General features: G+C 68.8%; 17 protein-coding genes. 8 read left to right on the forward strand and 9 right to left on the reverse strand.

The window, feature by feature from the left end:
* The first annotated feature begins 102 nt into the window (after positions 1-102).
* Together ACWEKS_RS32625 and ACWEKS_RS32630 are read left to right on the forward strand one after the other, a co-directional pair.
* Positions 103-1,899 (forward strand): AMP-dependent synthetase/ligase, encoded by a 1,797-nt coding sequence (locus tag ACWEKS_RS32625; RefSeq protein WP_452343646.1) that lies wholly within the window; start codon positions 103-105, stop codon positions 1,897-1,899.
* Between the two features lie 300 nt (positions 1,900-2,199).
* Positions 2,200-3,666 (forward strand): MFS transporter, encoded by a 1,467-nt coding sequence (locus tag ACWEKS_RS32630; protein ID WP_452343647.1) that lies wholly within the window; start codon positions 2,200-2,202, stop codon positions 3,664-3,666.
* 75 nt (positions 3,667-3,741) lie between these two features.
* On the opposite strand, the gene ACWEKS_RS32635 is transcribed toward ACWEKS_RS32630, so the two are convergent.
* Positions 3,742-4,641, reverse strand: coding sequence for an alpha/beta fold hydrolase (locus tag ACWEKS_RS32635; protein ID WP_452343648.1), 900 nt, complete (start codon positions 4,639-4,641; stop codon positions 3,742-3,744).
* Positions 4,642-4,729: 88 nt separating this feature from the next.
* Here ACWEKS_RS32635 and ACWEKS_RS32640 point away from each other — a divergent pair, with 88 nt between their 5' ends.
* Both ACWEKS_RS32640 and ACWEKS_RS32645 read left to right on the forward strand, forming a co-directional pair.
* The gene (locus ACWEKS_RS32640) at positions 4,730-5,290 is read left to right on the forward strand and encodes a CGNR zinc finger domain-containing protein (RefSeq protein ID WP_452343649.1); all 561 of its coding nucleotides are present in this window, start codon (positions 4,730-4,732) and stop codon (positions 5,288-5,290) included.
* A gap of 48 nt (positions 5,291-5,338) precedes the next feature.
* On the forward strand, positions 5,339-5,617 hold the full coding sequence (locus tag ACWEKS_RS32645; RefSeq protein WP_452343650.1) for a hypothetical protein: 279 nt from the start codon (positions 5,339-5,341) through the stop codon (positions 5,615-5,617).
* A gap of 1 nt (position 5,618) precedes the next feature.
* On the opposite strand, the gene ACWEKS_RS32650 is transcribed toward ACWEKS_RS32645, so the two are convergent.
* The gene (locus ACWEKS_RS32650) at positions 5,619-6,512 is read right to left on the reverse strand and encodes a LysR family transcriptional regulator (protein ID WP_452343651.1); all 894 of its coding nucleotides are present in this window, start codon (positions 6,510-6,512) and stop codon (positions 5,619-5,621) included.
* 78 nt (positions 6,513-6,590) lie between these two features.
* Here ACWEKS_RS32650 and ACWEKS_RS32655 point away from each other — a divergent pair, with 78 nt between their 5' ends.
* Positions 6,591-7,988: an MFS transporter gene (locus ACWEKS_RS32655; protein ID WP_452343652.1), complete on the forward strand. Its 1,398-nt coding sequence runs from the start codon at positions 6,591-6,593 to the stop codon at positions 7,986-7,988.
* Positions 7,989-8,058: 70 nt separating this feature from the next.
* Positions 8,059-9,633, forward strand: coding sequence for a molybdopterin-dependent oxidoreductase (locus ACWEKS_RS32660; protein WP_452343653.1), 1,575 nt, complete (start codon positions 8,059-8,061; stop codon positions 9,631-9,633).
* Between the two features lie 99 nt (positions 9,634-9,732).
* Here ACWEKS_RS32660 and ACWEKS_RS32665 read toward each other — a convergent pair whose 3' ends face one another.
* The gene (locus ACWEKS_RS32665) at positions 9,733-11,226 is read right to left on the reverse strand and encodes a DHA2 family efflux MFS transporter permease subunit (RefSeq protein WP_452343654.1); all 1,494 of its coding nucleotides are present in this window, start codon (positions 11,224-11,226) and stop codon (positions 9,733-9,735) included.
* Between the two features lie 12 nt (positions 11,227-11,238).
* Positions 11,239-11,865 carry a PadR family transcriptional regulator gene (locus ACWEKS_RS32670; protein WP_452343655.1) on the reverse strand — a complete coding sequence of 209 codons (627 nt, stop codon included), beginning with the start codon at positions 11,863-11,865 and terminating at the stop codon, positions 11,239-11,241.
* A 247-nt stretch (positions 11,866-12,112) separates the two neighbouring features.
* On the opposite strand from ACWEKS_RS32670, the gene ACWEKS_RS32675 reads away from it, so the two are divergent.
* On the forward strand, positions 12,113-12,235 hold the full coding sequence (locus ACWEKS_RS32675) for a hypothetical protein (RefSeq protein WP_452343656.1): 123 nt from the start codon (positions 12,113-12,115) through the stop codon (positions 12,233-12,235).
* 176 nt (positions 12,236-12,411) lie between these two features.
* On the opposite strand, the gene ACWEKS_RS32680 is transcribed toward ACWEKS_RS32675, so the two are convergent.
* Positions 12,412-16,203 (reverse strand): multifunctional oxoglutarate decarboxylase/oxoglutarate dehydrogenase thiamine pyrophosphate-binding subunit/dihydrolipoyllysine-residue succinyltransferase subunit, encoded by a 3,792-nt coding sequence (locus ACWEKS_RS32680; protein ID WP_452343657.1) that lies wholly within the window; start codon positions 16,201-16,203, stop codon positions 12,412-12,414.
* 112 nt (positions 16,204-16,315) lie between these two features.
* Complete coding sequence (locus ACWEKS_RS32685) at positions 16,316-20,038, reverse strand: ABC transporter ATP-binding protein (RefSeq protein WP_452343658.1); 3,723 nt, start codon at positions 20,036-20,038, stop codon at positions 16,316-16,318.
* Positions 20,039-20,180: 142 nt separating this feature from the next.
* Here ACWEKS_RS32685 and ACWEKS_RS32690 point away from each other — a divergent pair, with 142 nt between their 5' ends.
* A complete protein-coding gene (locus ACWEKS_RS32690) occupies positions 20,181-20,714 on the forward strand; it encodes a VOC family protein (RefSeq protein ID WP_452343659.1) in 534 nt (177 codons plus the stop codon).
* On the opposite strand, the gene ACWEKS_RS32695 is transcribed toward ACWEKS_RS32690, so the two are convergent.
* The 3 genes from ACWEKS_RS32695 to ACWEKS_RS32705 form a co-directional block, all read right to left on the reverse strand.
* Positions 20,715-21,503: an ABC transporter permease gene (locus tag ACWEKS_RS32695; RefSeq protein WP_452343660.1), complete on the reverse strand. Its 789-nt coding sequence runs from the start codon at positions 21,501-21,503 to the stop codon at positions 20,715-20,717.
* A 79-nt stretch (positions 21,504-21,582) separates the two neighbouring features.
* The gene (locus tag ACWEKS_RS32700; protein WP_452343661.1) at positions 21,583-22,530 is read right to left on the reverse strand and encodes an ABC transporter ATP-binding protein; all 948 of its coding nucleotides are present in this window, start codon (positions 22,528-22,530) and stop codon (positions 21,583-21,585) included.
* Positions 22,527-23,243, reverse strand: a complete 717-nt coding sequence (locus tag ACWEKS_RS32705) for a hypothetical protein (protein WP_379379715.1) — start codon at positions 23,241-23,243, stop codon at positions 22,527-22,529. Before ACWEKS_RS32705 ends, ACWEKS_RS32700 begins: the two co-directional genes overlap by 4 nt.
* Positions 23,244-23,255 lie beyond the last annotated feature (12 nt).

The following is a 23,255-nucleotide window of genomic DNA, read 5'->3' on the forward strand; positions in this document are numbered from 1 at the left end:
TAACGCGGGACCGTCCGATAACCGGTTCGGGCGGTCCGCCGGGAGTTACCCCTGAGCGTGGCGTAGATTACCCGCCAGTAAACCCACTGTGGAAGGGCAGCGATGCGAGAGTTCGAAGTCCCGGCTACCTACACCATTCCGGAGAACGCCAACATGTCGGACGGCGCGTTCCGGCATGCGGAGAAGACCCCCAACCTGGTCGTCTTCAACACCCCGGACGGCAAGGGCGGCTGGAACGACGTCACGGCGGCGACGTTCGCGAAGACCGTCACCGAGGTGGCCAAGGGCCTGGTGGCCTCCGGCGTCGAGCTCGGTGACCGCGTCGCCATCATGGCCCAGACCAGCTACGAGTGGGTCGTGCTCGACTTCGCCATCTGGGCGGCCGGCGGCTGCACCGTCGCCATCTACGACTCCTCCTCCGCCGAGCAGGCGCGCTGGATCCTCGAGGACTCGGCCACCAAGCTCACCGTGGTCCAGAACGACAAGCACCGCGCCACCATCGCGGAAATCGAAGGCGGACTGGGCAATCTGAAGGAAGTCCTGCAGATCGACAAGGGCGCCATCGCCGACCTCGTCGCCCGCGGCGCCGACCTCGACGACGCCGTCGTGCACGAGCGCCGCGCCCAGGTGAAGGCCGCCTCCCCGGCGACCCTCATCTACACCTCCGGCACCACCGGCCGGCCCAAGGGCGTCATGCTCTCGCACGCCAACCTGTACGCCGAGTCGGCCGCCGACCGCTCCGCCATGAGCGAGTTCCTGCTGCCCGGCCGCAAGTCGCTGCTGTTCCTGCCGCTGGCCCACGTCTTCGCCCGCGCGGTCGCACTGGCCGCCTTCGACGCCGGTGTCACCGTGGCCCACACCGCCGACTGGTCCACCCTGGTCGAGCAGTTCGGGCAGTACAAGCCGAACTTCATCCTCTCGGTGCCGCGCGTCTTCGAGAAGGTGTTCAACGGCGCCAAGCAGAAGGCGCACGACGGCGGCAAGGGCAAGATCTTCGACTACGCCACCGAGATCGCCATCCAGTACAGCCGGTCGCTGGAGAACGGCGGCCCGAACATCGTGCTCAAGCTGCAGCACATGGTGTTGGACAAGCTGGTCTTCGCCAAGCTGCGCGAGGCCATGGGCGGTCAGTGCGAGTCCGCCGTCTCCGGCGGCGGCCCGCTCGGCGCGCGCCTGGGCCACTACTTCCGCGGCGCCGGCGTCACCATCTACGAGGGCTACGGTCTCACCGAGTCCACCGCCGCCGTCAGCGTGAACACCCCCAAGTTCATCAAGGTCGGTTCGGTCGGCCGCCCGCTGCCGGGCCACGGCGCCAAGGTCGCCGAGGACGGCGAGTTGCTCATCCGCGGCCCGGTCGTGTTCGGCGGCTACTGGAACAACCCCGAGGCCAGCGCCGACGCCTTCGACGCCGACGGCTGGTTCAAGACCGGCGACCTCGGCGCCATCGACGAGCAGGGCTTCGTCTCGATCACCGGCCGCAAGAAGGAAATCCTGGTGACCGCCGGCGGCAAGAACGTCTCCCCGGCCATGCTCGAGGACTCGCTGCGCCAGAACGCACTGATCAGCCAGGTCATGGTGGTCGGCGACGGCCAGCCCTTCATCGGCGCGCTCGTCACCCTCGACCCGGAAGCCCTGCCGGCGTGGAAGGCGCGCAACGGGATTCCCGCCGACACCCCGATCGAGCACGTCATCGAGAACCCGGCCCTGGTCGGCGAGATCAATGACGCGGTCGCGGCCACCAACAAGCTGGTGTCGCACGCCGAGGCGATCAAGAAGGTCCGCATCCTGCCGGTCGACTGGACCCAGGAGGGCGGCGAGCTCACTCCCAAGCTGTCGCTCAAGCGTGCCGTCGTCATGAAGCAGTACGCGGCCGACGTGGACGCGATCTACAACTCCTGATCGGCTCCGGAGACATCCGGAAAGGCAAGGGGCCCGCGGATTTCCGCGGGCCCCTTCGCGTTCCCGGGCAACGGCCCCGGGTGCACCGGTGAATAACGAATCCTCGTGATGTGGCGGCCCGGTGTTTACCGGAAGCATTGATGCCATGAGCGACAACGGGATCGTCCACACCGCCTCGTGATCCCGGCTCGCGGGTCCGGCCTCCTGCTGCCGGTCCCGGGTCGCTTCGGCATATCCTCGAAACTAGTTGCTTGGAAACTAGTGTTGTGGATACTATTGCTCCATCGAAAGGAGCCCCCAATGTCCACCGCCACCGCCCTCACACCGCCCGTCACGGCCATATCCACACCAATCGCCGCACCCGCCCGCCGGTGGCTGGGGCTGTCCGCGATCATCGGCGCGACGCTGATGAACATGCTCGACACCAATGTCGTGAACGTCGCGCTGCCGATGATCCGGCGCGATCTGGGCGGCAGCTACGCCACGATGCAGTGGATCGCCGCGGCCTACACGCTGGTACTGGCGGTCGGGCTGCTGACCGGTGGACGGCTCGGCGACCTGTTCGGGCGCCGGCGGATGTTCCTCTGCGGCACAGTCGGATTCGTGCTCGCCTCGGTGGCCTGCTCGCTGGCTGCGTCGCCGGAGGCGCTGATCGGTGGGCGGGTCGCGCAGGCCGCGGCGGCCGCGGTGATGGTGCCGCAGTGCCTGGGGATGATCCGGGATCTGTTCCCGGACACCGCTGATCAGCCCAGGGCATGGGCGGCGTTCGGCACCACCCTCGGCGTCGCCAGCATTCTCGGGCCGATCGTCGCCGGGCTGCTCATCAAGGTGGATCTGCTCGGCACCGGCTGGCGGTCGATCTTCTGGATCAATGTGCCGCTCGGGCTCTTCGCCCTGATCGCGGGTATCGCGGCGCTGCCCCGGCGCGGCGGGGACCGCACCGGTGGCCTCGATCTGCTCGGTGTCGTCCTGGCCGGTTCGGGTGTCGGGCTGCTGATCTATCCGCTCATGCAGGGTCGTGAGCACGGCTGGCCGGTCTGGAGCCTGATCATGCCGGTGATCGGTGTCGCGGTGCTCGGGATCTTCGTTGCGCAGCAGCGGTTCCGCACCGCCGCCGGCCGCACCCCGCTGGTGCGGCTGAGCGTGTTCGGGCGCCGGTCCTACAGCGCCGGAGTGCTTTTCGAGACCGTGTTCTTCATCGGCATCATCGGCTTCTCGCTCGGCCTGGGCCTGATGCTGCAGCTCGGCTTCGGCTACAGCCCGATCGGCGCGAGCATCGCCATGGCGGCCTGGGCCCTCGGCTCCTTCTTCGGTTCCGCCATCGGCGCGGAGGCGCCGAAGCTGGGACGCAAGGTGCTGCACCTGGGCGTCGGCATCATGACCGCCGGACTGGCCGGCCTGTACGCGGTGCTGCACCTGGTCGGCACCGGCCTGAACGCCTGGGAGCTGGCGGGTCCGCTGCTGGTGGTCGGATTCGGTATGGGCATGGTGTTCGTCCCGATGTTCAGCATCATCATCGGCGAGATCGAAGACGACGAGGTCGGCTCGGCCTCGGGCCTGCTGGAATCGGTGCAGCAGCTGGCCGGCGCGCTCGGCGTCGCGGTGCTGGGCACCGTGTTCTTCAACCGCTTCACCCACTTCGGCGGCACCCCGCGCGGCAATGCGCTGATCGGCATGGAGCACGTCACGCTCGTCGGCATCGGGCTCGGCGTCACGGCCTTCTGCCTGGCCTTCCTGCTCCCGCACGCGCCCCGCGAGGTCCACTGATCCACGCCGCCACCATCATTCGACAGGCCCCGCCCGCGCGGGGCCTGTCGTCGTGGCGGGGCGAGGTTCCTTGCCTCACCGTGCGGGTGTGGGTAGGTGGTCGAGGAAATCGGCGATGAGCCCGGCGATTTCGGAGACATGGGTCTCCAGGGCGAAGTGCCCCGTATCGAACAGGTGGAGTTCGGCATCGGGGAGGTCGGCCAGGTAGGCGTGCGCGCCCGGGGCGGGGAAGAAGGGGTCGTTCGCGCCCCACGTGATGAGGGTGGGGGGAGTGTAGGTGCGCAGCCAGGACTGCCATTCGGGGTAGCGGGCCACATTCGACTTGTAGTCGAAGGCCAGAGCCGCCTGGGCTTCCTTGCGGCCGGGGAGATCGAGGTAGTGCTGGTCCAGGGTCCAGGCATCGGGGTCCAGCAGGGCCGGGTCGGGGACTCCGGTCTCGTATTGGCCGCGGGTGCCTTCGAGGGTGAGCAGGCCGCGGATGACCTCCTCGTCGCCCTCATGGTCGGGGCGCAGGGCCACGAAACCCTGTGCGGCCTCGGACAAACCGGCTTCGTAGGCATTGCCGTTCTGGACGATGAGACCGGTGATCCACTCCGGATGCCGGGTGGCCAGGCGCAGGCCGATGGGCGCCCCGAAGTCGAAGATGTACATGGCGAAGCTGGTCAGGCCCAGCCGCTGGACGAATCTCTCGGTGATGTCGGCCAGGTGGTCGAAGCTGTAGTCGAAATCCGCGGGAGCGATGGTGTTTCCGAAGCCGGGATAGTCGGGAGCGATGAGGCGGTAGCGGTCGCCCAGGGCGTCGATGAGGCGGCGGAACTGGTGGGACGCGGTGGGAAAACCGTGCAGTAGCAACAGGACCGGGGCGTCCGCGCGGGCGGGCGCCGACTCCCGGTAGAAGACCTCGACGCCATCGACCTCGACGCGGCCGTGCCGGACGGTGGAGAGCGGGTGCAGGACCTGGGTGGATGCGTTCATGGCTTCACATGCTTTCTGGCGGCGATGTTGCATTAGTTCTACGCCGATTCCGGCTAATGTGTCAACGGCTCGAGGTAGCATTAGCGGCGTGGCTGATCTCGAACCGTTGATCGGTGAACCCCTCGCACTGGACCTGGTGAACACTCGGCCCACCGGTGCCGACCTGCTGGAAACCCCTGAGCAGCTGGCGGATTGGCTGCGCCTGGAGGCCGATCGCCTACCCGAGCCGCCGCCCCCGCGCCTCACCGGGGCCGACCTGGCCGCCGTCCACGCGGTGCGCGACCACACCGCCGCAGCGCTGGACGCGATGCTGCACGGCCGCCGGCCGCCGGCCGCCGCACTGCGCGGCCTCGCCGAGGCGCAATCGGCCGCGCCCGCCATTCGCCGCCTGGACTGGAACGGCGATGCCGTCACCGAAACCGTGGCGCGTCTCGGCGATCCGGGCGCCCGGCTGGCCGCGCACCTGGCCGATGCCGCCGCGACCCTGCTCACCGATCCGGCCATCGATCGCCTGCGGCAGTGCGGTGCGGAGGACTGCGTCATGCTCTTCCTGCCCGCGCATCCGCGCCGCCAGTGGTGCTCGCCCGAGCGGTGCGGCAATCGCGTCCGGGTCGCCCGCTACTACCAGCGCCACCGGGCCACCGACTGATCCACCGAATTCCCCGCCGGTTCACCCGAACTTCCCGGGCGGGAGCCGATGGTCGCCAATGCCCAGCTGTCGCTGAGCGAGACCAATATCCTCATGGTCTCCGACTGCCCGCCCGGCAGCGAGATCGACAACGCCAAGCCGGGTTTCACCGTGCAGGTCGAGGTCGAGTCGGCCGCCGAGGCCGAGCGGCTGTTCAACGAGCTCGCGCCGGGTGGATCCGTTTCCATGCCGCTGGGCCGGGTGCAGTGGGCCGAGGCGTTCGCCATGGTCACCGACAAGTTCTCGGTGCCGTGGATGATCAACTACACCGGTCGCGCGCAGAGGTGATTCACTCCGGCGCGCCGGGCCGGACCCGTGCGAAACTCTCGGCCGCAAGTTCGCGAAAACGTCTGGCGGCCAACGACAGATAGGCGTCTTCGCGCCACGCCAGGTGCAGGGTACGGCGGCAGTAGACGTCGTCGAGGTGCAGCCAGGCCACCGGCGGGCCGGGATAGTTGCGCGCCAGGGCGGGGAGCAGTCCGACGCCGAATCCGGTGGCGATCAGGGCGCGCACCGCCGACGGGTCATCGCCCTCGCACACGATCATCGGACGCAGTCCGGCGCGAGCGAAGACACGATCGAGTACGGTGCGCTGCCAGTATTCGGGCGAGGTCGTGATGAAGGGTTCGCTCGCGAGCTCGGTGATCGAGACCCGTTCCCGGCCCGCGAGCCGGTGGTTCGGCGAAACGGCCAGCAACACCTCCTCATCGAGCAGCTCCTGTTCAGCCAGGCCGGGGCTGTCCGGCGGGTACGAGATCACCCCGAGATCGATCTCACCGGCGATCAGCCGATCAGTCACCTCAGCGGTGGTGCCGGAGAACAACTGCACGCGCGCACCGGGATACGCCTGTACGAAATCCGCGATCACGTGCTGGAGGACCTTCAGATTCTCCGCTCCGATCAGGGCCGCGCCCCGGTCGAGCCCGGCCAGATCGGCCACTTCCCGACGTGCACCCTCCAGTTCGTCCAGGGCGCGCTCCACCCGCGCGAGGAACGCCGCACCGAAGCGGTTCAGCCGTAGCCGTCGCCCCTGCCGATCGAAAAGCGGCACGCCCAGCTCATTTTCGAGCCGAGTGATGGTCCGGCTCAGTGATGGCTGCGCCACCCGCAGTTCCTCCGCCACCCGGCTGATGTTCTCGGTGCGGGCCACCATTCGGAAATAGCGCAGCTGCAGCAGATCCATGCTCATAACTCTAAAGGCATTACCGTATAGCAATTTTGGTCGTGGAAGGTATCAGTTGGCGGCTCTACCGTTCGAGACATGACCGCGTTGCAAGTCTCCGCCCGCCCCGAATCCCCTGCTGCCACAACAAATCCCTGGGTCACACTGGTTGCCGTCACTGGTGGTCAGTTCCTTGCCGTCCTGTCCACCACCGTCATCAGCGTGGCCCTGCCGACCATTGGCCGCGACCTGCACGCAGATGTCACTGCCACCGAATGGATCGTCAATGCCTATGTCCTGGTCTATGCCAGCCTGCTGATGCTCAGTGGCGGGCTCGGTGACCGCTACGGCCGCAAGGGCGTCTTCCTTCTGGGCATGCTGACCTTCGCACTCGGCGCACTGATCGGCGGTCTGGCCTCGAATATTCCGATGCTGTTGGCAGGCCGCGTCATTCAGGGCATCGGCCCCGCACTGCTGGTGCCGACCAGCCTCGCGGTGGTGCGCGGTGCCTTCCCGGACGAGCGTGAGCGGGCGGTCGCGATCGGGGCCTGGTCGACATCGTCCGGCCTGGCGCTGGCGGTGGGCCCGATTCTGGGCGGGATCGTCGTCACTGGACTGGGCTGGCGCTGGGTGCTGCTGCTGAACGTGCCGTTGGTCGCCGTCTTCGCCGCGATTGCCGCGCTGGTCGTCCCGCGTCTGCCACGCACCTCGGCCACCGGGCGGTTCGATTGGCAGGGTGCGGTATTGACCACGGTGTCCATTGCCGCACTGTCGTTCGGATTGATCGAGGGCAGGCAGCAGGGGTGGGCCTCCGCGGCCATCTTGGCCGCGTTTGGGCTGGCCATCGCCGCTGCGGTCGCGTTCGTGGGCTGGGAGCGGCGACACAATGATCCGCTGGTGGATCTCTCCCTGTTCGGCCATCGTGGCTTCACCGCGGCGAATCTGGCCGGCGCCATCGCGTTCTTCGCCTTTGTCGGGCTAATCGTGTACTTGAGCGCGTATTTCCAGCAGGTGCAGGGACATTCGGCAATCCGGGCCGGACTCGATGTCTGCGCCGTCGGCATCGCATTTGCCACCGCCACGCCGATCTCCGGTCGCGTGGTCGCCCGCTTCGGCCCGCGGGGGCCGATGGTGACCGGGCTGGCCATCGCTGGTCTCGCCACCCTGGGCTTGCTGAGTATGGATCGCGCCACCGGCATCGGGTCGATCTGGTGGCTGCTAGCGCTCGGCGGCTTCGGCCTCGGGCTGTGCCTGACCCCGATGACCGCGACCGTGCTGGCCGCGGTGCACCCGCACCGGGCCGGGATGGCCTCCTCGGTGCACAATGCGATGCGGCAGCTCGGCCAGGTGCTCGGGGTCGCGGTGCTGGGCACCCTGGTCTACTCCGGGTCGGTGCCGGGCATGGCCGGGCTGCATCACGCCTTTCTGGTGGCGGGCAGCAGTCTGTTGATCATGGCCGTGATCGCCGCCGTGGCGCTGCGTACCGAGACTCGCTGATCCAGGGCGTCACGCTTCCGTAATCCTTCGAGCCGTTCCACGAGCCGACCCGCGCAGTAGGGTCGGTTTCGTGGTGGATCGCGGATTACGGACGGCCGGCGGAATTGTCGCCGGCGGCGTCACCCTGGGGGTGGCGGAGCTGGTGTCCGTGCTGGTCAGCCCCGACAGCACGCCCTTGCAGGCGGTCGGAGCGTGGATCGTCGACCATACGCCGGACGGGTTCCGGGAGTGGATCATCGGCCTGGTCGGCACCAATGACAAAGTGCTGCTGTTCGTGTGCATGGGTGTGGTCGCGGTGGTGCTGGCCGCGGTCGCCGGGATCGTGGAGCGGGAGCGGCGGCCGCTCGGGTCGATCCTGTTCGCGATCTTCGGGCTGCTGTCCACCATCGCCGCGCTCGGTCGCCCCACTGCGACCTGGACCTGGGCCTTCCCTTCGATTCTCGGCATGGTCGCCGGAATCCTGGTGCTGCGCAGCCTGATCGGCCGGGTCGCCCGGTTCGGCGAATTCGCCGCGGCCGCCGCGGACGCGGAAGCGGCCGAGCCGCAGCGGCTTTCGCCTGCCGAGCTGGCGGTGGAGCGGCGGCTGGTGGTGCGCGGGATCGTGATCACGGGCGTGGCCGCGGCGGTCGGCGGTATCGCGGGACGGATCATCGGGCTGCGGTCGCGGGATGTGTCGGCCGAGCGCGCGGATGTGCAGCTGCCCACGCCCACCGGCGCGGAGCCGTCCATCGAGCCCGGCGCGGACCTGCAGATTTCGGGCCTGACGCCGTATCTCACCTCGAACGCCGACTTCTATCGCATCGACACCGCACTCACCGTGCCGCAGGTCAGCAAGGACGACTGGTCACTGCGCATCCACGGCATGGTCGATCGCGAGATCCGTTTGAGCTACTCCGATCTCGCCGCCAAGACCCCCATCGAACGGCTGGTCACGCTGGCCTGCGTGTCCAATCCGGTCGGCGGCGATCTGATCGGCAATGCCCGCTGGCTCGGCTATCGGCTCGACGAGCTGATCGCCGCCGCCGGACCGCACCCCGACGCCGACATGGTGCTCTCGCACAGCGTCGACGGCTTCACCGTCGGCAGCCCGCTCGCCGTGCTGACGGACGGCCGCGACGCCATGCTGGCCGTCGGCATGAACGGCGAACCGCTGCCCACCGCGCACGGCTATCCCGCGCGGCTGGTGGTGCCCGGGCTGTACGGCTACGTGTCGGCCACCAAATGGGTGACCGAGCTGGAGATCACCAGATTCGATCGTGCCGAGGCGTTCTGGACCAAGCGCGGCTGGTCGGCCAAGGGCCCGATCAAGACCGAATGCCGCATCGACACCCCCCGCGGGCGCGGCACCATCGCCCCGGGCAAGGTCACCATCGCGGGCGTGGCGTGGGCGCAGCATCGCGGCATTCGCGGAGTGGAAGTCCGCATCGATCAAGGGGATTGGCGGCCCGCCCGGCTGGCGGTGGCCCCGTCCATCGACACCTGGGTGCAGTGGGCCTACGACTGGGACGCGACCGGCAGCACCGGCGTGCACACGGTATGGGCGCGCGCGACCGACGGCACCGGAGAGACCCAGACCGACAGGGAACAGGACGTCGTGCCCGACGGCGCGACCGGATATCCCTCGCTCACCGTGCGAATCGGCTGAGGGCACAGCGGAATCCGGCGAGCCTGCCGCTGCGGCCGCACGGACCGCGCTGCCCGCCGGGAAAGCCCCGGCGGGCAGCGCTTTTCGAATGTCAGCGGATCAGTGCACCCCGATATCGGCCTTCGCCATATCGTCACGCTCATCGCCCGCCGCCTTGCCGTGCCCGATGAACAGCGCCGAGGCGGCGACGCCGATCAACAGGATCAGGGCGGGCAGGTAGATGGACTGGCTCAGCGCGGTGCTGAGCTTCTCCAGGATGGGACCTCGGACCTCGGCCGGCAGGCTGCTCAGGCTCTTGCCGCCGCCCTCGCCGATCGGGCCGCTGGGCAGGCCCTGCGCCGAGATGCGAGCCGAGAGCAGTGCGCCGATCGTGGCCGAACCGAGCACCGAACCGATCTGACGGGTGGTGTTGTACACGCCCGCGCCCGCACCGGCCTGCTGCACCGGCAGGTTGTGGGTGGCGGTGGTGGCCAGCGGCGCCCAGATGCAGGCATTGGCGATACCGGAGATGCCGCCGACGATCATGAACAGCGGGATCGAGCCGTCCGGCTTCATCAGGAGGCCGAACCCGAACAGGGTCGCCGCGAAGAGCGCGAAACCGATGGTCGGAATGACGCGCGGCGCGACCTTGTCCGAGATCTTGCCGATGATCGGCGCGAACACACCGGTCAGAATCGCCATGGGCGCGAACACCAGTGCCGAGCGCGTCGGCGTCATGTCGTGTACCTGCTGCAGATAGAAGTAGGCGGGCACGAACACGCTGGTCACCGCCGCGCCCATGGCCGCGATGGCCAGGTTGGACAGCGCGAAGTTGCGGTCCTTGAACAGGCTCAGCGGCACCAGCGGCTCACCGGTATTGCGAGCCTGGTTGACGATGAACAGCGCCAGCACCGCCGCGCCGGCGATGATCATGGCCCAGATCCAGGCGTCCCAGTGGTGGCTGTTGCCCTCCTGGATGCCGAACACCAGCAGGAACATGCCGACGCCCGAGAGCACCACGCCGACCAGGTCGAACTTGTGCTCGTTGGTGGGCAGCGACGGCACCAGCCAGCAGGCCAGGGCGAAGGCGATGATGCCGATCGGCACGTTCACGTAGAAGATCCACTGCCAGCCCTGCCAGTCCACCAGCACGCCGCCCAGGATCGGGCCGACCAGGGTGGCCAGACCGGCCACGCCGCCCCACAGGCCCATGGCCGCGCCGCGCTTGTCCGGCGGGAAGGTGCGGGTGATGACCGCCATGGTCTGCGGCGTCATGAGCGCCGCGCCCAGGCCCTGCACGGCACGGGCCGCGATCAGCATGTTGATGCTCGTCGACTCGGCACACCACAGCGAGGCCAGGGTGAACACGGCCAGGCCGCCGAGATAGATGTTCTTGGGGCCGAAACGATCTCCGAGCCGGCCGGTGACCAGCAGCGGCACCGCGTAGGCCAGCAGGTAGGCGGAGGTGACCCAGATGACCTGGGAGACATCGGCCTGCAGGTCCTTCATGATCGCCGGATTGGCCACCGCGACGATGGTCATGTCCAGCAGGATCATGAAGAACCCGACGACCAGCGCGTATAGCGCCAGCCACGGATTGCGTTGAGTGGACACGGATTCGGATTCCTATCTCAGGGTGTGGTTCGTGATGTCGATGCGTTCGCCGGACTCGTCGAAGGTCTCCCATTCGATGTCGCCGCTCTCGATCTCGGCGATGAATCCACGCAGCCATTCGACCTCGGCGGTGTTCTGTGCGCGTATGTAGTCCACGCGGGCCCAGTACCGCCGCGGAATATCGGAGGCGGCGGCCAGGTCGTGGATCGTGTCGAGCTCGGCGAGCCGGGCGTCGATCGAGGCGACGCGTTCGCGGAGGGCATCGATGACCTCGTCCAGGGGTAAGTTGTGCGCTTCGGCCAATCCGGTCACGAAGACCGGGTACTCCCGGGCCGGCTCGCGCAGCAGGTCCCGGATCCGGGTGCGCAGCGCCTCGCGCCCGGCGGTGCGAATGCGGTAGGTGGTTCGTTCCGGCCGGTTGCCGGCCCGGTCCGTGCTCTCGGCGGCCAGTAGTTCCTGGTCGGCCAGCCGGGCCACGGTGTGGTAGAGCGAGCCCGGTTTGATCTTCACGAACTCGTCTTCATGTCGGCTCAAGAGCAGTTGATACATCTCGTACGGGTGCATCGGACGTTCCTCCAGCAGCGCGAGGACCAGCATCGCCAAGGGCGTGAGTGCCGGTGTCGACTGCTTCCGGGTCACCTGGACCTCCCGTTCCCGGTGACGCTATCGCGGGTCACCGACATCCTCCGTGCCAAATATTCCACGTGGAATATACGACGCGGAACATGCTGAGGGCAACCCCGCCTCCGTCACCCGCCCCTCCCTGTGACGACCATCACGACTGTGGCGAAATGCCTTGTCGCAGGCCATTTCCCGACAGGCCACAAGTAATTCCGGCCGGTAGCATCAACTTTCGTTACGGAAGTAGCAGAAAGAGGTACACGCAATGTCCGATCAGGAATCGACCCAGGACGCAGCCGCCCAGGGCATCGCCGCCATGATGGCGGTCTGGGACCTCGAGGGCGCCAACGATTCCGCCAAGGGTGAAGCGGACGCGCAGGACAAGTAAGCGCTCTGGCAACGGAAGAGCAGCGAGCCCCGGCGCTGAAAGCGCCGGGGCTCCTGTCTATTCATACGTAACAACTGATTTCGGGAGGCGAGGGTAACTCCCCGGGCCCCCCGAAATCGGTTCGGCACGTGACCGCCGGCACGCATGCACGGCGGTCAACGGCTCCTAGCCGGGCGCTAAAGTCCCGGGGAGGCGGTAAAAGCCTCGTCGATGATCTCCTGCTGCTCCACCGCGTGCACCTTGGACGAACCCGAGGACGGGGCCGACATGGCGCGACGCGAGATGCGGCGCAGCTTGCCGAAGCGGGCGGGCAGGATTTCCGGCAGATTCAGGCCGAAGAACGGCCACGCGCCCTGGTTGGCCGGCTCCTCCTGGACCCACGCCAGATCAACGGCGTTGGGGTACTGCTCCAGCGCCTCGTTCAGGCGGAACTTCGGAATCGGGTACAGCTGCTCGACGCGCACGATGGCCACGTCGTCGCGGTTGTGCTTCTTCTTCTCGGCCACCAGCTCGTAGTAGATCTTGCCGGAGGTGAGCAGCACGCGCTTGACCTTGGTGCGGTCGCCGTCGCCCGACTCGTAGGTGGGCTCCTCGAGCACGGTGCGGAACTTGTTGTCCGTGAAGTCCTCGACCTCGGAGATCACGGCCTTGTTGCGCAGCATGGACTTCGGGGTGAAGACCACCAGCGGGCGGCGGATGCCGTCCAGGGCGTGGCGGCGCAGCAGGTGGAAGTAGTTCGACGGGGTGGACGGGACGGCCACCGTCATCGAGCCCTCGGCACACAGCTGCAGGAAGCGCTCGATACGACCCGAGGTGTGGTCCGGGCCCTGGCCCTCGTGACCGTGCGGCAGCAGCAGCACGACCTCGGAGAGCTGACCCCACTTGGCCTCACCGGAGGAGATGAACTCGTCGATGATGGACTGCGCGCCGTTGACGAAGTCACCGAACTGCGCCTCCCACAGGACGAGTGCGTCCGGGTTGCCCAGCGAGTAGCCGTACTCGAAACCGACAGCGGCGTACTCGGACAGCGCCGAGTCGTGCACCGCGAACCAGCCCGGGTTCTTCGACCCGATGTTGTGCAGCGGGGTGTACTCGTCGCCGTTCTTGCGGTCGATGATCACCGAGTGCCGCTGCGAGAAGGTGCCGCGGCGGGAGTCCTGACCGGTCAGGCGGACGGCCTTGCCCTCGTCGATGAGCGTGCCGAAGGCCAGCAGCTCGGCCATGGCCCAGTCGACCTTGCCCTCGTAGGCCATCTCGCGGCGCTTCTCCAGCACCGGCTTGACGCGCGGGTGCACGCTGAAGCCCTCGGGCACGTTCACGAACGCGTCGCCGATGCGCTGCAGCACCGTCTTGTCCACGGAGGTCACCAGGTTCGGCGGCAGCTGCTGCTCGTCCTCGACCGACTCCGACGGCTCCGGCGGGAACTTCTCCAGCTCGCGCACCTCGTTGAAGATCCGCTCCAGCTGACCCTGGTAGTCACGCAGGGCGTCTTCGGCTTCCTTCATGGAGATGTCGCCACGGCCGATCAGGCTCTCGGTGTACGCCTTGCGGACCGAGCGCTTGGTGTCGATCACGTCGTACATGCCCGGCTGGGTCATCGACGGGTCGTCGCCCTCGTTGTGGCCGCGACGGCGGTAGCAGATCATGTCGATGACCACGTCGCGGTTGAACTTCTGCCGGTAGTCGACGGCCAGGTTGGCCACCCACACACAGGCTTCCGGGTCGTCGCCGTTCACGTGGAAGATCGGGGCGCCGATGAACTTCGCGATGTCGGTGGAGTATTCGGTGGAGCGCGAGTACTCCGGCGCGGTGGTGAAACCGATCTGGTTGTTCACCACGATGTGCACGGTGCCACCGGTGCGGTAGCCGCGCAGACCCGACAGGTTCAGGGTCTCGGCTACCACGCCCTGGCCGGCGAAGGCCGCGTCACCGTGCAGCATGAGCGGCACGACCGAGAACGACCGCGCCTCTTCACCCTTGGTGACGATGTCTTCCTTGGTGAGCAGGTCCTGCTTGGCGCGGACCAGACCTTCCAGCACCGGGTCGACGGCCTCGAGGTGCGAGGGGTTGGCGGTCAGCGAGACCTCGATCTCGTTGTCGCCGAACATCTGCAGGTAGGTGCCACGCGCGCCGAGGTGGTACTTCACGTCGCCGGAGCCGTGGGTGGCGGCCGGGTTCATGTTGCCCTCGAACTCGGTGAAGATCTTCGAGTAGGGCTTGCCGACGATATTGGCCAGCACGTTCAGGCGGCCGCGGTGCGGCATACCGATGATGACCTCGTCGAGGGCGTACTCGGCGCACTGGTCGATGACGGCGTCCATCATCGGGATGACCGACTCGGCGCCTTCCAGCGAGAAGCGCTTCTGGCCCACGTACTTGGTCTGCAGGAAGGTCTCGAACGCCTCGGCCGCATTGAGCCGGGACATGATGTACTTCTGCTCGGCCACAGTGGGTTTCGCGTGCTTCTGCTCCACGCGTTCCTGAATCCACTTGAGCTGCTCGGGATCCAGGATGTGGGTGTACTCCACACCCACGTGGCGGGCGTAGGCGTCGCGCAGGATGGACAGCACGTCGCGCAGCTTCATGCGCTCCTGGCCGTGGAAGCCCGCGACATTGAATTCGCGGTCCAGGTCCCACAGGGTCAGGCCGTGCTGGGTGACATCCAGGTCAGGGTGCGAGCGGAACTTGTCCTTCACCAGCCGCAGCGGGTCGGTGTCGGCCATCAGGTGGCCGCGGCTGCGGTAGGCGTTGATCATCTCCTGCACGCGGGTCGACTTGTCGATGCCGCGTTCCTGAATGTCCTTGCGCCAGCGCACCGGCTCGTAGGGGACACCCATGCCGTGGAAGATCTCGTCGTAGAACTCGTCGGAGATCAGCAGGTTGTGCACGGTCCGCAGGAAGTCGCCGGACTCCGCGCCCTGGATGATGCGGTGGTCGTAGGTCGAGGTCAGGGTCATCAGCTTGCCGATACCCATCTCGGCCAGCTGCTGGTCGCCCATGCCCTGGAACTCGGCCGGGTACTCCATGGCGCCCGCGCCGATGATCGCGCCCTGGCCCAGCATCAGACGCGGCACCGAGTGGTTGGTGCCGATGGTGCCGGGGTTGGTCAGCGAGATGGTGACACCGGCGAAGTCGTCGTTGGTCAGCTTGCCGTCGCGGGCGCGGCGCACGACGTCCTCGTACGCGCTGTGGAACTGCGCGAAGGTCATGCCCTCGGTGTTCTTGATGGCCGCGACCGCCAGCGCACGGCTGCCGTCCTTGCCCGGAAGGTCGATGGCCAGACCGAGATTGGTGTGCGCGGGGGTGACCGCGTTCGGCTTCCCGTCGACCTCGGCGAAGTGCCGGTTCATGTTCGGGAAGGCCTTGATGGCCTGCACGATGGCGTAACCCAGCAGGTGGGTGAAGGAGATCTTGCCACCGCGGGTACGGGCCAGGTGGTTGTTGATGACCAGGCGGTTGTCGATCATCAGCTTGGCCGGGATGGCACGCACCGAGGTCGCGGTGGGGATGGCCAGCGACGCCGACATGTTCTTGACGACGGCCGCGGCGGGACCGCGCAGCACCTTGGTCTCGTCCTCGGCGGTGGGCTTGGGGCCGCCCGAGGTCGGGGCCGCGTTGGAGCTGGGGGCGGGAGTGGTCTGGGGGGTGCGCACCTGGGCGGGGGCCGGAGCCGGGGCGGGGGCGGCCGGGGCGGGGGTGGCGACGGGGGTGGAATTCACGGCGGGGGCGCTCTGGGCGGGTCCGGGGGCAGTAGGCACTGCGGCGGGTGCCGGAGCGACGGCGGCGGCCGCCTGGCTGTTGTTACCAATCTCGGCAGTGTTCTCCGGCGTGTAGTCCGCCAGGAACTCGTGCCAGCTCTCATCGACGGACGAGGGGTCTTGCTTGTACTTCTGGTACATCTCGTCGACAAGCCACTGGTTCTGTCCGAACTGGTCTGTTGAGCTGCTCACAGCAGGTGTTCGCCTCATTTCGTTCTTCGCGCTGCGACGTTTGTGACGTGCCCGGCACGGGTAATCGGCGGATGCGCGCCGATGCGCCCCCACTGAGGATATGCCCACCCCTGTTCGCCGTCGGGCATGGCTACCACCGAGCGGACACATTCTCTGATGACGACTCGTCCTCGCCCGAGAATATTCCTTCCGTCGCCTGCGCCGCAGCCCACAAGCGCGAGTACGGGCCGGTTGCCGCGAGGAGTTCGTCGTGGGTGCCGATTTCGCTGATCCGACCGTTCTGCACGACGGCGATCCGATCGGCCTGCGCGGCGGTCGCCAGCCGGTGCGCGACGATGACCGAGGTGCGGCCGCGCGTCACCGATTCGTTCGCGACCAGCACCGATGCCTCGGCGGCTGGATCCAGCACGGCCGTGGCCTCGTCGAGCAGCAGCAGATCGGGGCGGACCAGTTCGGCGCGGGCCAGGGCGATGAGCTGCCGCTGACCGGCGGAGAGCCCGCGTCCGCGTTCGCCGACCGGCTGCCGCATGCCCTGGGGCAGGGCGGAGATGGTGTCCAGCGCCCCGACCGCGGCCGCGGCCGCCTCGATTTCCCCGGGACTCGCAAAAGGTTTGCCAAATGCAATGTTGCTGGCGATGTCGCCGGTGAACAGGTGAGCTTCCTGAGGGACCACACCGAGCCGCGAGCGGAACTCGGCGAGCCGATAGTCGCGAATATCCACGCCGTCCACGCGAATTGCGCCGGTGCCGTCCGGATCATGGCCGCTGTCATGCATATCCGCTATGGAGAACGGCGTAACACTGCCGGAAAGTTCGTGATTCCCGTCACCCGGTGTCCGGGGCATGTCATAGAGCCGGGCGAGCAGCTTCACGATGGTCGACTTGCCCGCGCCGGTCTCGCCGACCAGCGCCAGGCTGCCGCCCGCCGGGATGGTCAGGCTGACGCCCTCGAGCGCGGGCCGCACCGCGCCCGGGTACTGGAAGCGGACATTGTCGAAGACGACCTCCCCGCGCAGCCGCCCGTCGATGGGCGCCGCGTCCGCGGGATCCGGCGCGATGGAGGACCGGGTCCGCAGCAATTCACCGATGCGCCGCAACCCGACTCGCGCCTGCTGATACCCGTCGAACAGCTGCGACAGCTGCATGATCGGCCCGAACAGCAGCTGCAGATAGAGCACGAACGCCACCAGCGTGCCCGGTGTGGTGGACCCGTGCGCGACCGCCCTCGCCCCGGTGAAGACCACCGACGCCAAGGCCAGATCCGCCCACATGCCGACGAAGGCGAAGAAGGTGGCGATGGCCCGCTGGGCCCGCATCCGGCTGACCCGGAAATTGTCGGAGTACCCGGCGAACCGGCGTGCGGAGATGGCCTCGTGCCGATTGGCCTGCACCACCCGCAGACCCGCGACATTCTCGGCGAAGTCGGCGTTCACCGTCGCCGAATGTTCGCGCGCGGCACTGTAGGCGGAATCGGAGACCTTGCGGAACCACCAGGTGGCCAGGAGCAGCGGCGGCAGCGTCACGAACACGACCAGCGCCAGCTGGAAGTCGATCACCAGCAGTGCCACCGCGATGCCGGCCACCGTCAGCAGCGCGACGAGCGCGTCCGGCAGACCGGTCTGCATGAAGGTGGACAGGGCGTCGATGTCGGTCGTCATCCGGGTCATGATGCGGCCGGACAGTTCTCGCTCGTAGAAGTCGAGCCCGAGTCGCTGCAGGTGGGCATAGCTGCGGACCCGCAGCCCGAAGAGCACGCGCTCCCCGGCCCGGTTGCTCCACAGCAGTGAGGTCGAGGCGACCAGCCAGCCGAGCCCGACCAGCACGGCTCCGATCACGGTGGCCTGCACCAGCGCCCAGCCGTCATGCTTGCCGACGCCCGAGTCCACCGCGTACCGCACCACGGACGGGAAGCCCACGCCCACCACCGCGTTCAGCGCGAGCAGCACCATGGTGCCGGCGACCAGCCACTTCACCAGCCGCAGCGCATGACTCAGCCGGAAGCCCGGGTCGGGCCGGCGCAGCTCGGCCGCGTCCAGCCCCGGCCGCTCGGTGGCCGGCGGCAGCTTCCCCAGCACCCGCCGCACTTCCGCCGGTGTGTCCCGATCGACCGAGTGTCGGCTTCCGGCGGCCGTTTCCGCGGTCACGTCCCGTGCGTCCGCGGTCACCGATACCTGCTCGTCGCCGGATTCCGGTGCGGGCAGCCGGATCACGCGGTCGGCGTGGGCGAGGGTGGATTCGCGGTGGGCCAGGATGACGGTGGTGCGTCCGGAATCGGCGGGGAGGGAGGCGAAGATGGCGGCCTCGGTGACGGCGTCCACCGCGGAGGTGGCGTCGTCGAGCACCAGGATGCGCGGGTCGGCGAGCAGGGCGCGGGCCAGCGCGATGCGCTGGCGCTGACCACCGGAGAGGGTCAGGCCGCGTTCGCCGACCACGGTCTCGTAGCCGTCGGGCAGGGCGTTGATGAAGTCGTCGGCCGCGGCCTGTTTGGCGGCGGCCTGGATCTCCGCCTCGGTGGAATCGGGCCGGCCCAGGGCGATATTGGCGGCGATGGTGTCCGAGAGCAGGAAGGCCTCGTCGAAGACCACGCCGACCGCCGAGCGCAGGTCGGCGGCGCGCAGGTCGGCGATGTCGGCGCGGGAGTCCTTGCCGTACAGGGTGATCCGGCCGGAGCCGGGGGAGTAGAAGCGGGGCAGCAGCAGGCTCAGGGTGGATTTGCCCGAGCCCGCCGGGCCGATGACGGCCACCGTCTCGCCGGGTGCGATGTTCAGCGTGAAGTCGCGCAGCACGGGCCGGCCGGGCTCGAAACCGAAGGTGAGATCGTCGATTTCGATGCCGAGCGGTCCTTCGGGCACCTCCACCGGGTGCTCCGGATCGATGCGTTCGGGCGCGCTGTCGATGACCTGGTTCACGCGTTCGGCCGCCGCGCGCGTCAGCTGCGCCATGACCACCACATACGACACGATCCGGGTGGAGTTGGTCATCGTCGACACGTAGGCGACGAAGGCCAGGAAGGTGCCGAGCCCGATGCTGCCGTGGAAGGCGAGCAGCCCGCCCGCCGCGATCACCGCGACCAGACCGGCCTGCGGAATCGATCCCAGGGTGGGGCTGAAGCGGGCGTCGATATGGGCGGCGCGCATGCGTTCGGCGTACAGCGTGCGGCCGTGCTGCTCGAGCACGTCGACCATGCGGGCCTCCTGCCCGAAGCCCTTCACCACGCGCACGCCGGTGACGGTCTCCTCGACGTGCTGGGCCAGGTCGGCGGCGCGCTGCTGCGCGGACCAGGTGGCCGCGTACAGCCGCGGGCGCACCCGATAGACCACCAGCGCGAGCACCGGCACCACCAGCAGCGCGGCCAGGGCCAGCGGCGGCGAGAGCCACAGCATGACGCCCGCGGCCAGCACGAATTGCAGTGCCGCCACCGCGGACCAGGGACCCATGGCCAGCAGGCCCTGCACCAGGGTCAGGTCGCTGATCGAGCGCGAGATGACCTGCCCGGTGCGCAGCCCGTCCTGTCCGGGCCCGTCCAGCCGTTGCAGCGCGGACAGCAGATCCACGCGCAGTTCGTGCTGGACGTCGAGGGCGAGCCGCCCGGCGAGCATGCGCCGCCCGTACGAGGCGAGGAAGCGGCCGACCGCGAGCACGCCCAGCGCCACGGCCATGGCCGCGATGATGCCGGTGTTCCCGGCGGTCGCGCCGTCGAGGGCGCGCTTGGCCAGCAGCGGCCCGGTCACCTCCACGATCGCGCCGAGCGCGATGGCCAGCCCCAGCCCGGACAGCATCCACGGGTGCCCGGCGCACCGTTCCCACAACCTGCGCAGCCAGCCGCGCACCCTATTCACATCCTTCGAAGTCATCGCGGAGAACAACTGTCTCCCCACCCCCACTTTGTTCCCGTCGTCGTGCCGCCCTGTCCAGTGTGCCGGGACGGTGGCTTGTGCGGCGCGGCCCGCCGTGGTCGGCTGGATGGTCACGGTCCTTCGAAACGGAGTCGCCCCCATGCCGATTCAGCGTCTCAATCACGCCGTCCTGTTCGTCTCCGACCTGGAGCGCTCGGTCGCCTTCTACAGCGAGGTACTGGGCTTTCGTCGGCTGCCCGGCGGCTTCCCGGGCGGGGCGTTCCTGCAGGCGGCCGGGTCGGCCAACGACCACGACCTGGGCCTGTTCCAGTCGCCGGACCCGTCGGTCCCGCACCGCACCGGCCGGGTCGGCCTCTATCACCTGGCCTGGGAGGTGGACACGCTGAGCGAACTGCAGCGGGTGCGCGACGCCCTGGTCGCGGCGGGCGCGCTCACCGGGGCTTCCGACCACGCCTCCACCAAGGCCCTCTACGCCGCCGACCCCGACGGCATCGAATTCGAGGTCTGCTGGCTGGTTCCCGACGCCGCGGTGGAAGCGGAGCTGGCCGCCATGACCGCGCCGAGCCTTCCGCTGGACCTGCCGGGCCTCATCGCGAAGTACGGCGCGGACACTCCCGGCGGCCCGCGCGCCGATCACGAGGTGTGGCGGCGGTTGTTCTCCGGCCGCGCCTGATCAGAGGTCGCGGCGGGTGAGCATCCACCAGGCGGCCGCACCCGCCGCGGCGCTCCACAGCACCAGCAGCGCCATGGCGGCCGGGGTCGGCGCGATGAGCGCGCTCTTGGCGTAACGGCCGCCGCTGATCGCCCCGACCGTCGAGGACACCGGCAGGATGGCCGCCAGCCCGCCGAATCCGATGGCGCGCGCGGTGATCCAGATCAGCGGCTCCAGCACGGCCCAGCCCAGCACGGCGGCCAGCGCCCGGGTGGGCGAGCGCAGCACGACACCGATCGCGGTGCCGATCACCGCCCAGCACACCGCCGCCAGCGCCACCCCGATCAGCACGCCGAAGAAACCGCCGTCCAGGGGCACCCGGGAGCCACCGGCCAGCCGCATGGCGGCCCCGCCCAGCACCTCCATCAGCAGCACGGTGCCGAGCGAGAACGCCCCCGCCACCGCGAGTTTCGCGCCGAGCAGCAGGGTGCGGTCGGGGGTGTACAGCGAGCTCATCGCCAGCGATCCGGACTGGAAATCGGTGCCGGCGCCCAGCGCCCCGAAGGTGGCTGCTGCCGCGACCGTGAGCACCAGCACCCAGGTGGTCAGCAGCGCCGCCCAGCCGGATCCGGAGCTGAAGCCCTGCACATGCTGGTCGCCGGGCTGGAATCCGGTGCCCAGCGCCACGAACGCGATCACGCCCGCCACGATGACTCCGCCGCCGATCAGCCAGTTCGACCGCACCGAAGTCACCTTCCGCACTTCGGAATTCGCGGCCCGGGCCACCACAGGCGGCACAGTGAGGATCATCGAATGTCCTTTCGCGGGAGATCGTCGATCCGGCGACGGACCGTGCTCCCATGGCGGATAGCGGTGTGGCGCAACGACTTCACCGGTAGGTCCGGTAGGCGGCCGGGCTCGGGTACGCGGGAGACGGGGGCCCGCTGTGGGTGAGGGCGGCCAGGACCTGGTCGGGATGAATGTGTTCGGGGGTGATCTCGGTGAGCTGGACGCGGGCCGTGGAGGCGGCCGATTCCAGTTGCGAGAGCGAGGCTTCCGCGATGGCGAGGCGGCCGTCGGGCCGCATGACCGCGTCGGTGAAACCCTGCGCGGCCAGGGTGGTGGCCAGCGCGATCGGGCTGGAGGCCTTCACCAGCAGCCGGTCCGGGTGGCTGCGGCGCAGCCGGGCCGGGCTGCCCTGGTAGGCGATGCGGCCGCGGTCCAGCACCAGGAGCTCGTCGGCGATGGGCAGCACGGTGCTGAGCATGCGGGAGGTGAGCAGCACGGTGCCGCCGCTGCGGGCGTGGCCGCGCAGATAGTCGTTGAGCCAGGCGGTCTCCCCGATATCGAGCCCGGCGGCCGGATCGTCGAGCACCAGCAGCGGCGGATCGCCGAGCAGCGCGACGGCCAGCGCCAGCCGGGTCCGCATGCCCTCCGGCAGGCCGCCGATGCGCTGGTCGGCGGCCTCGGTGAGCCGCACCAGCGCCAGCAGTTCCTCCGCCCGGGCATCGGAAACGCCTGCGGCGGAGGCGTAGACGCGCAGTTGGGCGAACACCCGGCGGGCCGGGTGCAGGCCGCGCGGATTCAGCATGGCGCCCACCACCTGCCGTCCGGCCCGCACGCCGGAGCCGGGTCCGCCCACGCTCGCGGTGCCGGAGGTGGGGGTGAGCAGTCCGAGCAGCATGCGCAGCACCGTGGACTTGCCCGCGCCGTGCGGGCCCACCAGGGCGGCCACCTTGCCGGCGGGCACCACGAAGCTCACGTCCTCGACCGCGGTGACGCTCTCGAAGGTCTTGGTCAGGCCCCCGGCGGCGAAGGCGAGCGGTCGCGCGCTCACGGCTGCCGGGTCCGGGTCGGCGCCTCCACCGCGGGCAGCGGATCGGCGTCGATGACCAGGGGCTGGGGCCAGGTCAGCGGCGGCGCGCCGAACGCCCTGCGGGCATTGTCGACCACGCCGCGCCCGATCGCCCGGTTGCCGAATCCGCCGATGGCCGCGCCGATTCCGGCCGGAATCACCTTGCCGACCATGAGCGCGCCGCGTTTGGCGATGAACTGGATCATGAACCGTTTGAGCAGCGAATCGTTCATGGCGCTCAGGCCCGGGATCTTGCCCGCCAGCAGCCCGCCCCAGTTCGCGGCCGAGTGCCCGACGCTCTTCTGCACGATCTCCATGCCGCTCTCGCCGAGCACCACGGCCAGCACCAGGGCGCGGCGGCGCTCCTTGTCCTCGGGCGCCACTCCGTGCACGGCCGCCACCGCCAGGGTGAACACCGCGGACGCCTCCAGGAAGAAGGCGGTCTCCGCGCTCATGGCCGCCAGCGACGCCACCGTCCCGACGCCCGGCACCGCCGCGGTCGCGCCGACCGCCGTGCCGGAGGTGGTCACGGTATTGAGGTAGAGCTTCTCGATGCGGGCGATGATCTGCCCGGGCGTCTCACCCGGATGCGCATCCCGCAGCTTGCCCACGTATTTCGTGACAGCCGGGGCCTGTACCTGGGACCCGTTGTCGAGCAACGAGACGACCGCTTTTTCGAGCCCGGTCTTGAACATCGACGACAACCC

Source organism: Nocardia sp. NPDC004711, from assembly GCF_053601595.1.

Bases quoted from the DNA above. Each gene is read 5' to 3' on its own strand.
- ACWEKS_RS32625 (WP_452343646.1), top strand. From the start codon at position 103: ATGCGAGAGTTCGAAGTCCCGGCTACCTACACCATTCCGGAGAACGCC.
- ACWEKS_RS32630 (WP_452343647.1), top strand. From the start codon at position 2,200: ATGTCCACCGCCACCGCCCTCACACCGCCCGTCACGGCCATATCCACA.
- ACWEKS_RS32635 (WP_452343648.1), bottom strand. From the start codon at position 4,641: ATGAACGCATCCACCCAGGTCCTGCACCCGCTCTCCACCGTCCGGCAC.
- ACWEKS_RS32645 (WP_452343650.1), top strand. From the start codon at position 5,339: ATGGTCGCCAATGCCCAGCTGTCGCTGAGCGAGACCAATATCCTCATG.
- ACWEKS_RS32650 (WP_452343651.1), bottom strand. From the start codon at position 6,512: ATGGATCTGCTGCAGCTGCGCTATTTCCGAATGGTGGCCCGCACCGAG.
- ACWEKS_RS32655 (WP_452343652.1), top strand. From the start codon at position 6,591: ATGACCGCGTTGCAAGTCTCCGCCCGCCCCGAATCCCCTGCTGCCACA.
- ACWEKS_RS32675 (WP_452343656.1), top strand. From the start codon at position 12,113: ATGTCCGATCAGGAATCGACCCAGGACGCAGCCGCCCAGGGCATCGCC.
- ACWEKS_RS32680 (WP_452343657.1), bottom strand. From the start codon at position 16,203: ATGAGGCGAACACCTGCTGTGAGCAGCTCAACAGACCAGTTCGGACAG.
- ACWEKS_RS32685 (WP_452343658.1), bottom strand. From the start codon at position 20,038: ATGACTTCGAAGGATGTGAATAGGGTGCGCGGCTGGCTGCGCAGGTTG.
- ACWEKS_RS32690 (WP_452343659.1), top strand. From the start codon at position 20,181: ATGCCGATTCAGCGTCTCAATCACGCCGTCCTGTTCGTCTCCGACCTG.
- ACWEKS_RS32695 (WP_452343660.1), bottom strand. From the start codon at position 21,503: ATGATCCTCACTGTGCCGCCTGTGGTGGCCCGGGCCGCGAATTCCGAA.
- ACWEKS_RS32705 (WP_379379715.1), bottom strand. From the start codon at position 23,243: ATGTTCAAGACCGGGCTCGAAAAAGCGGTCGTCTCGTTGCTCGACAAC.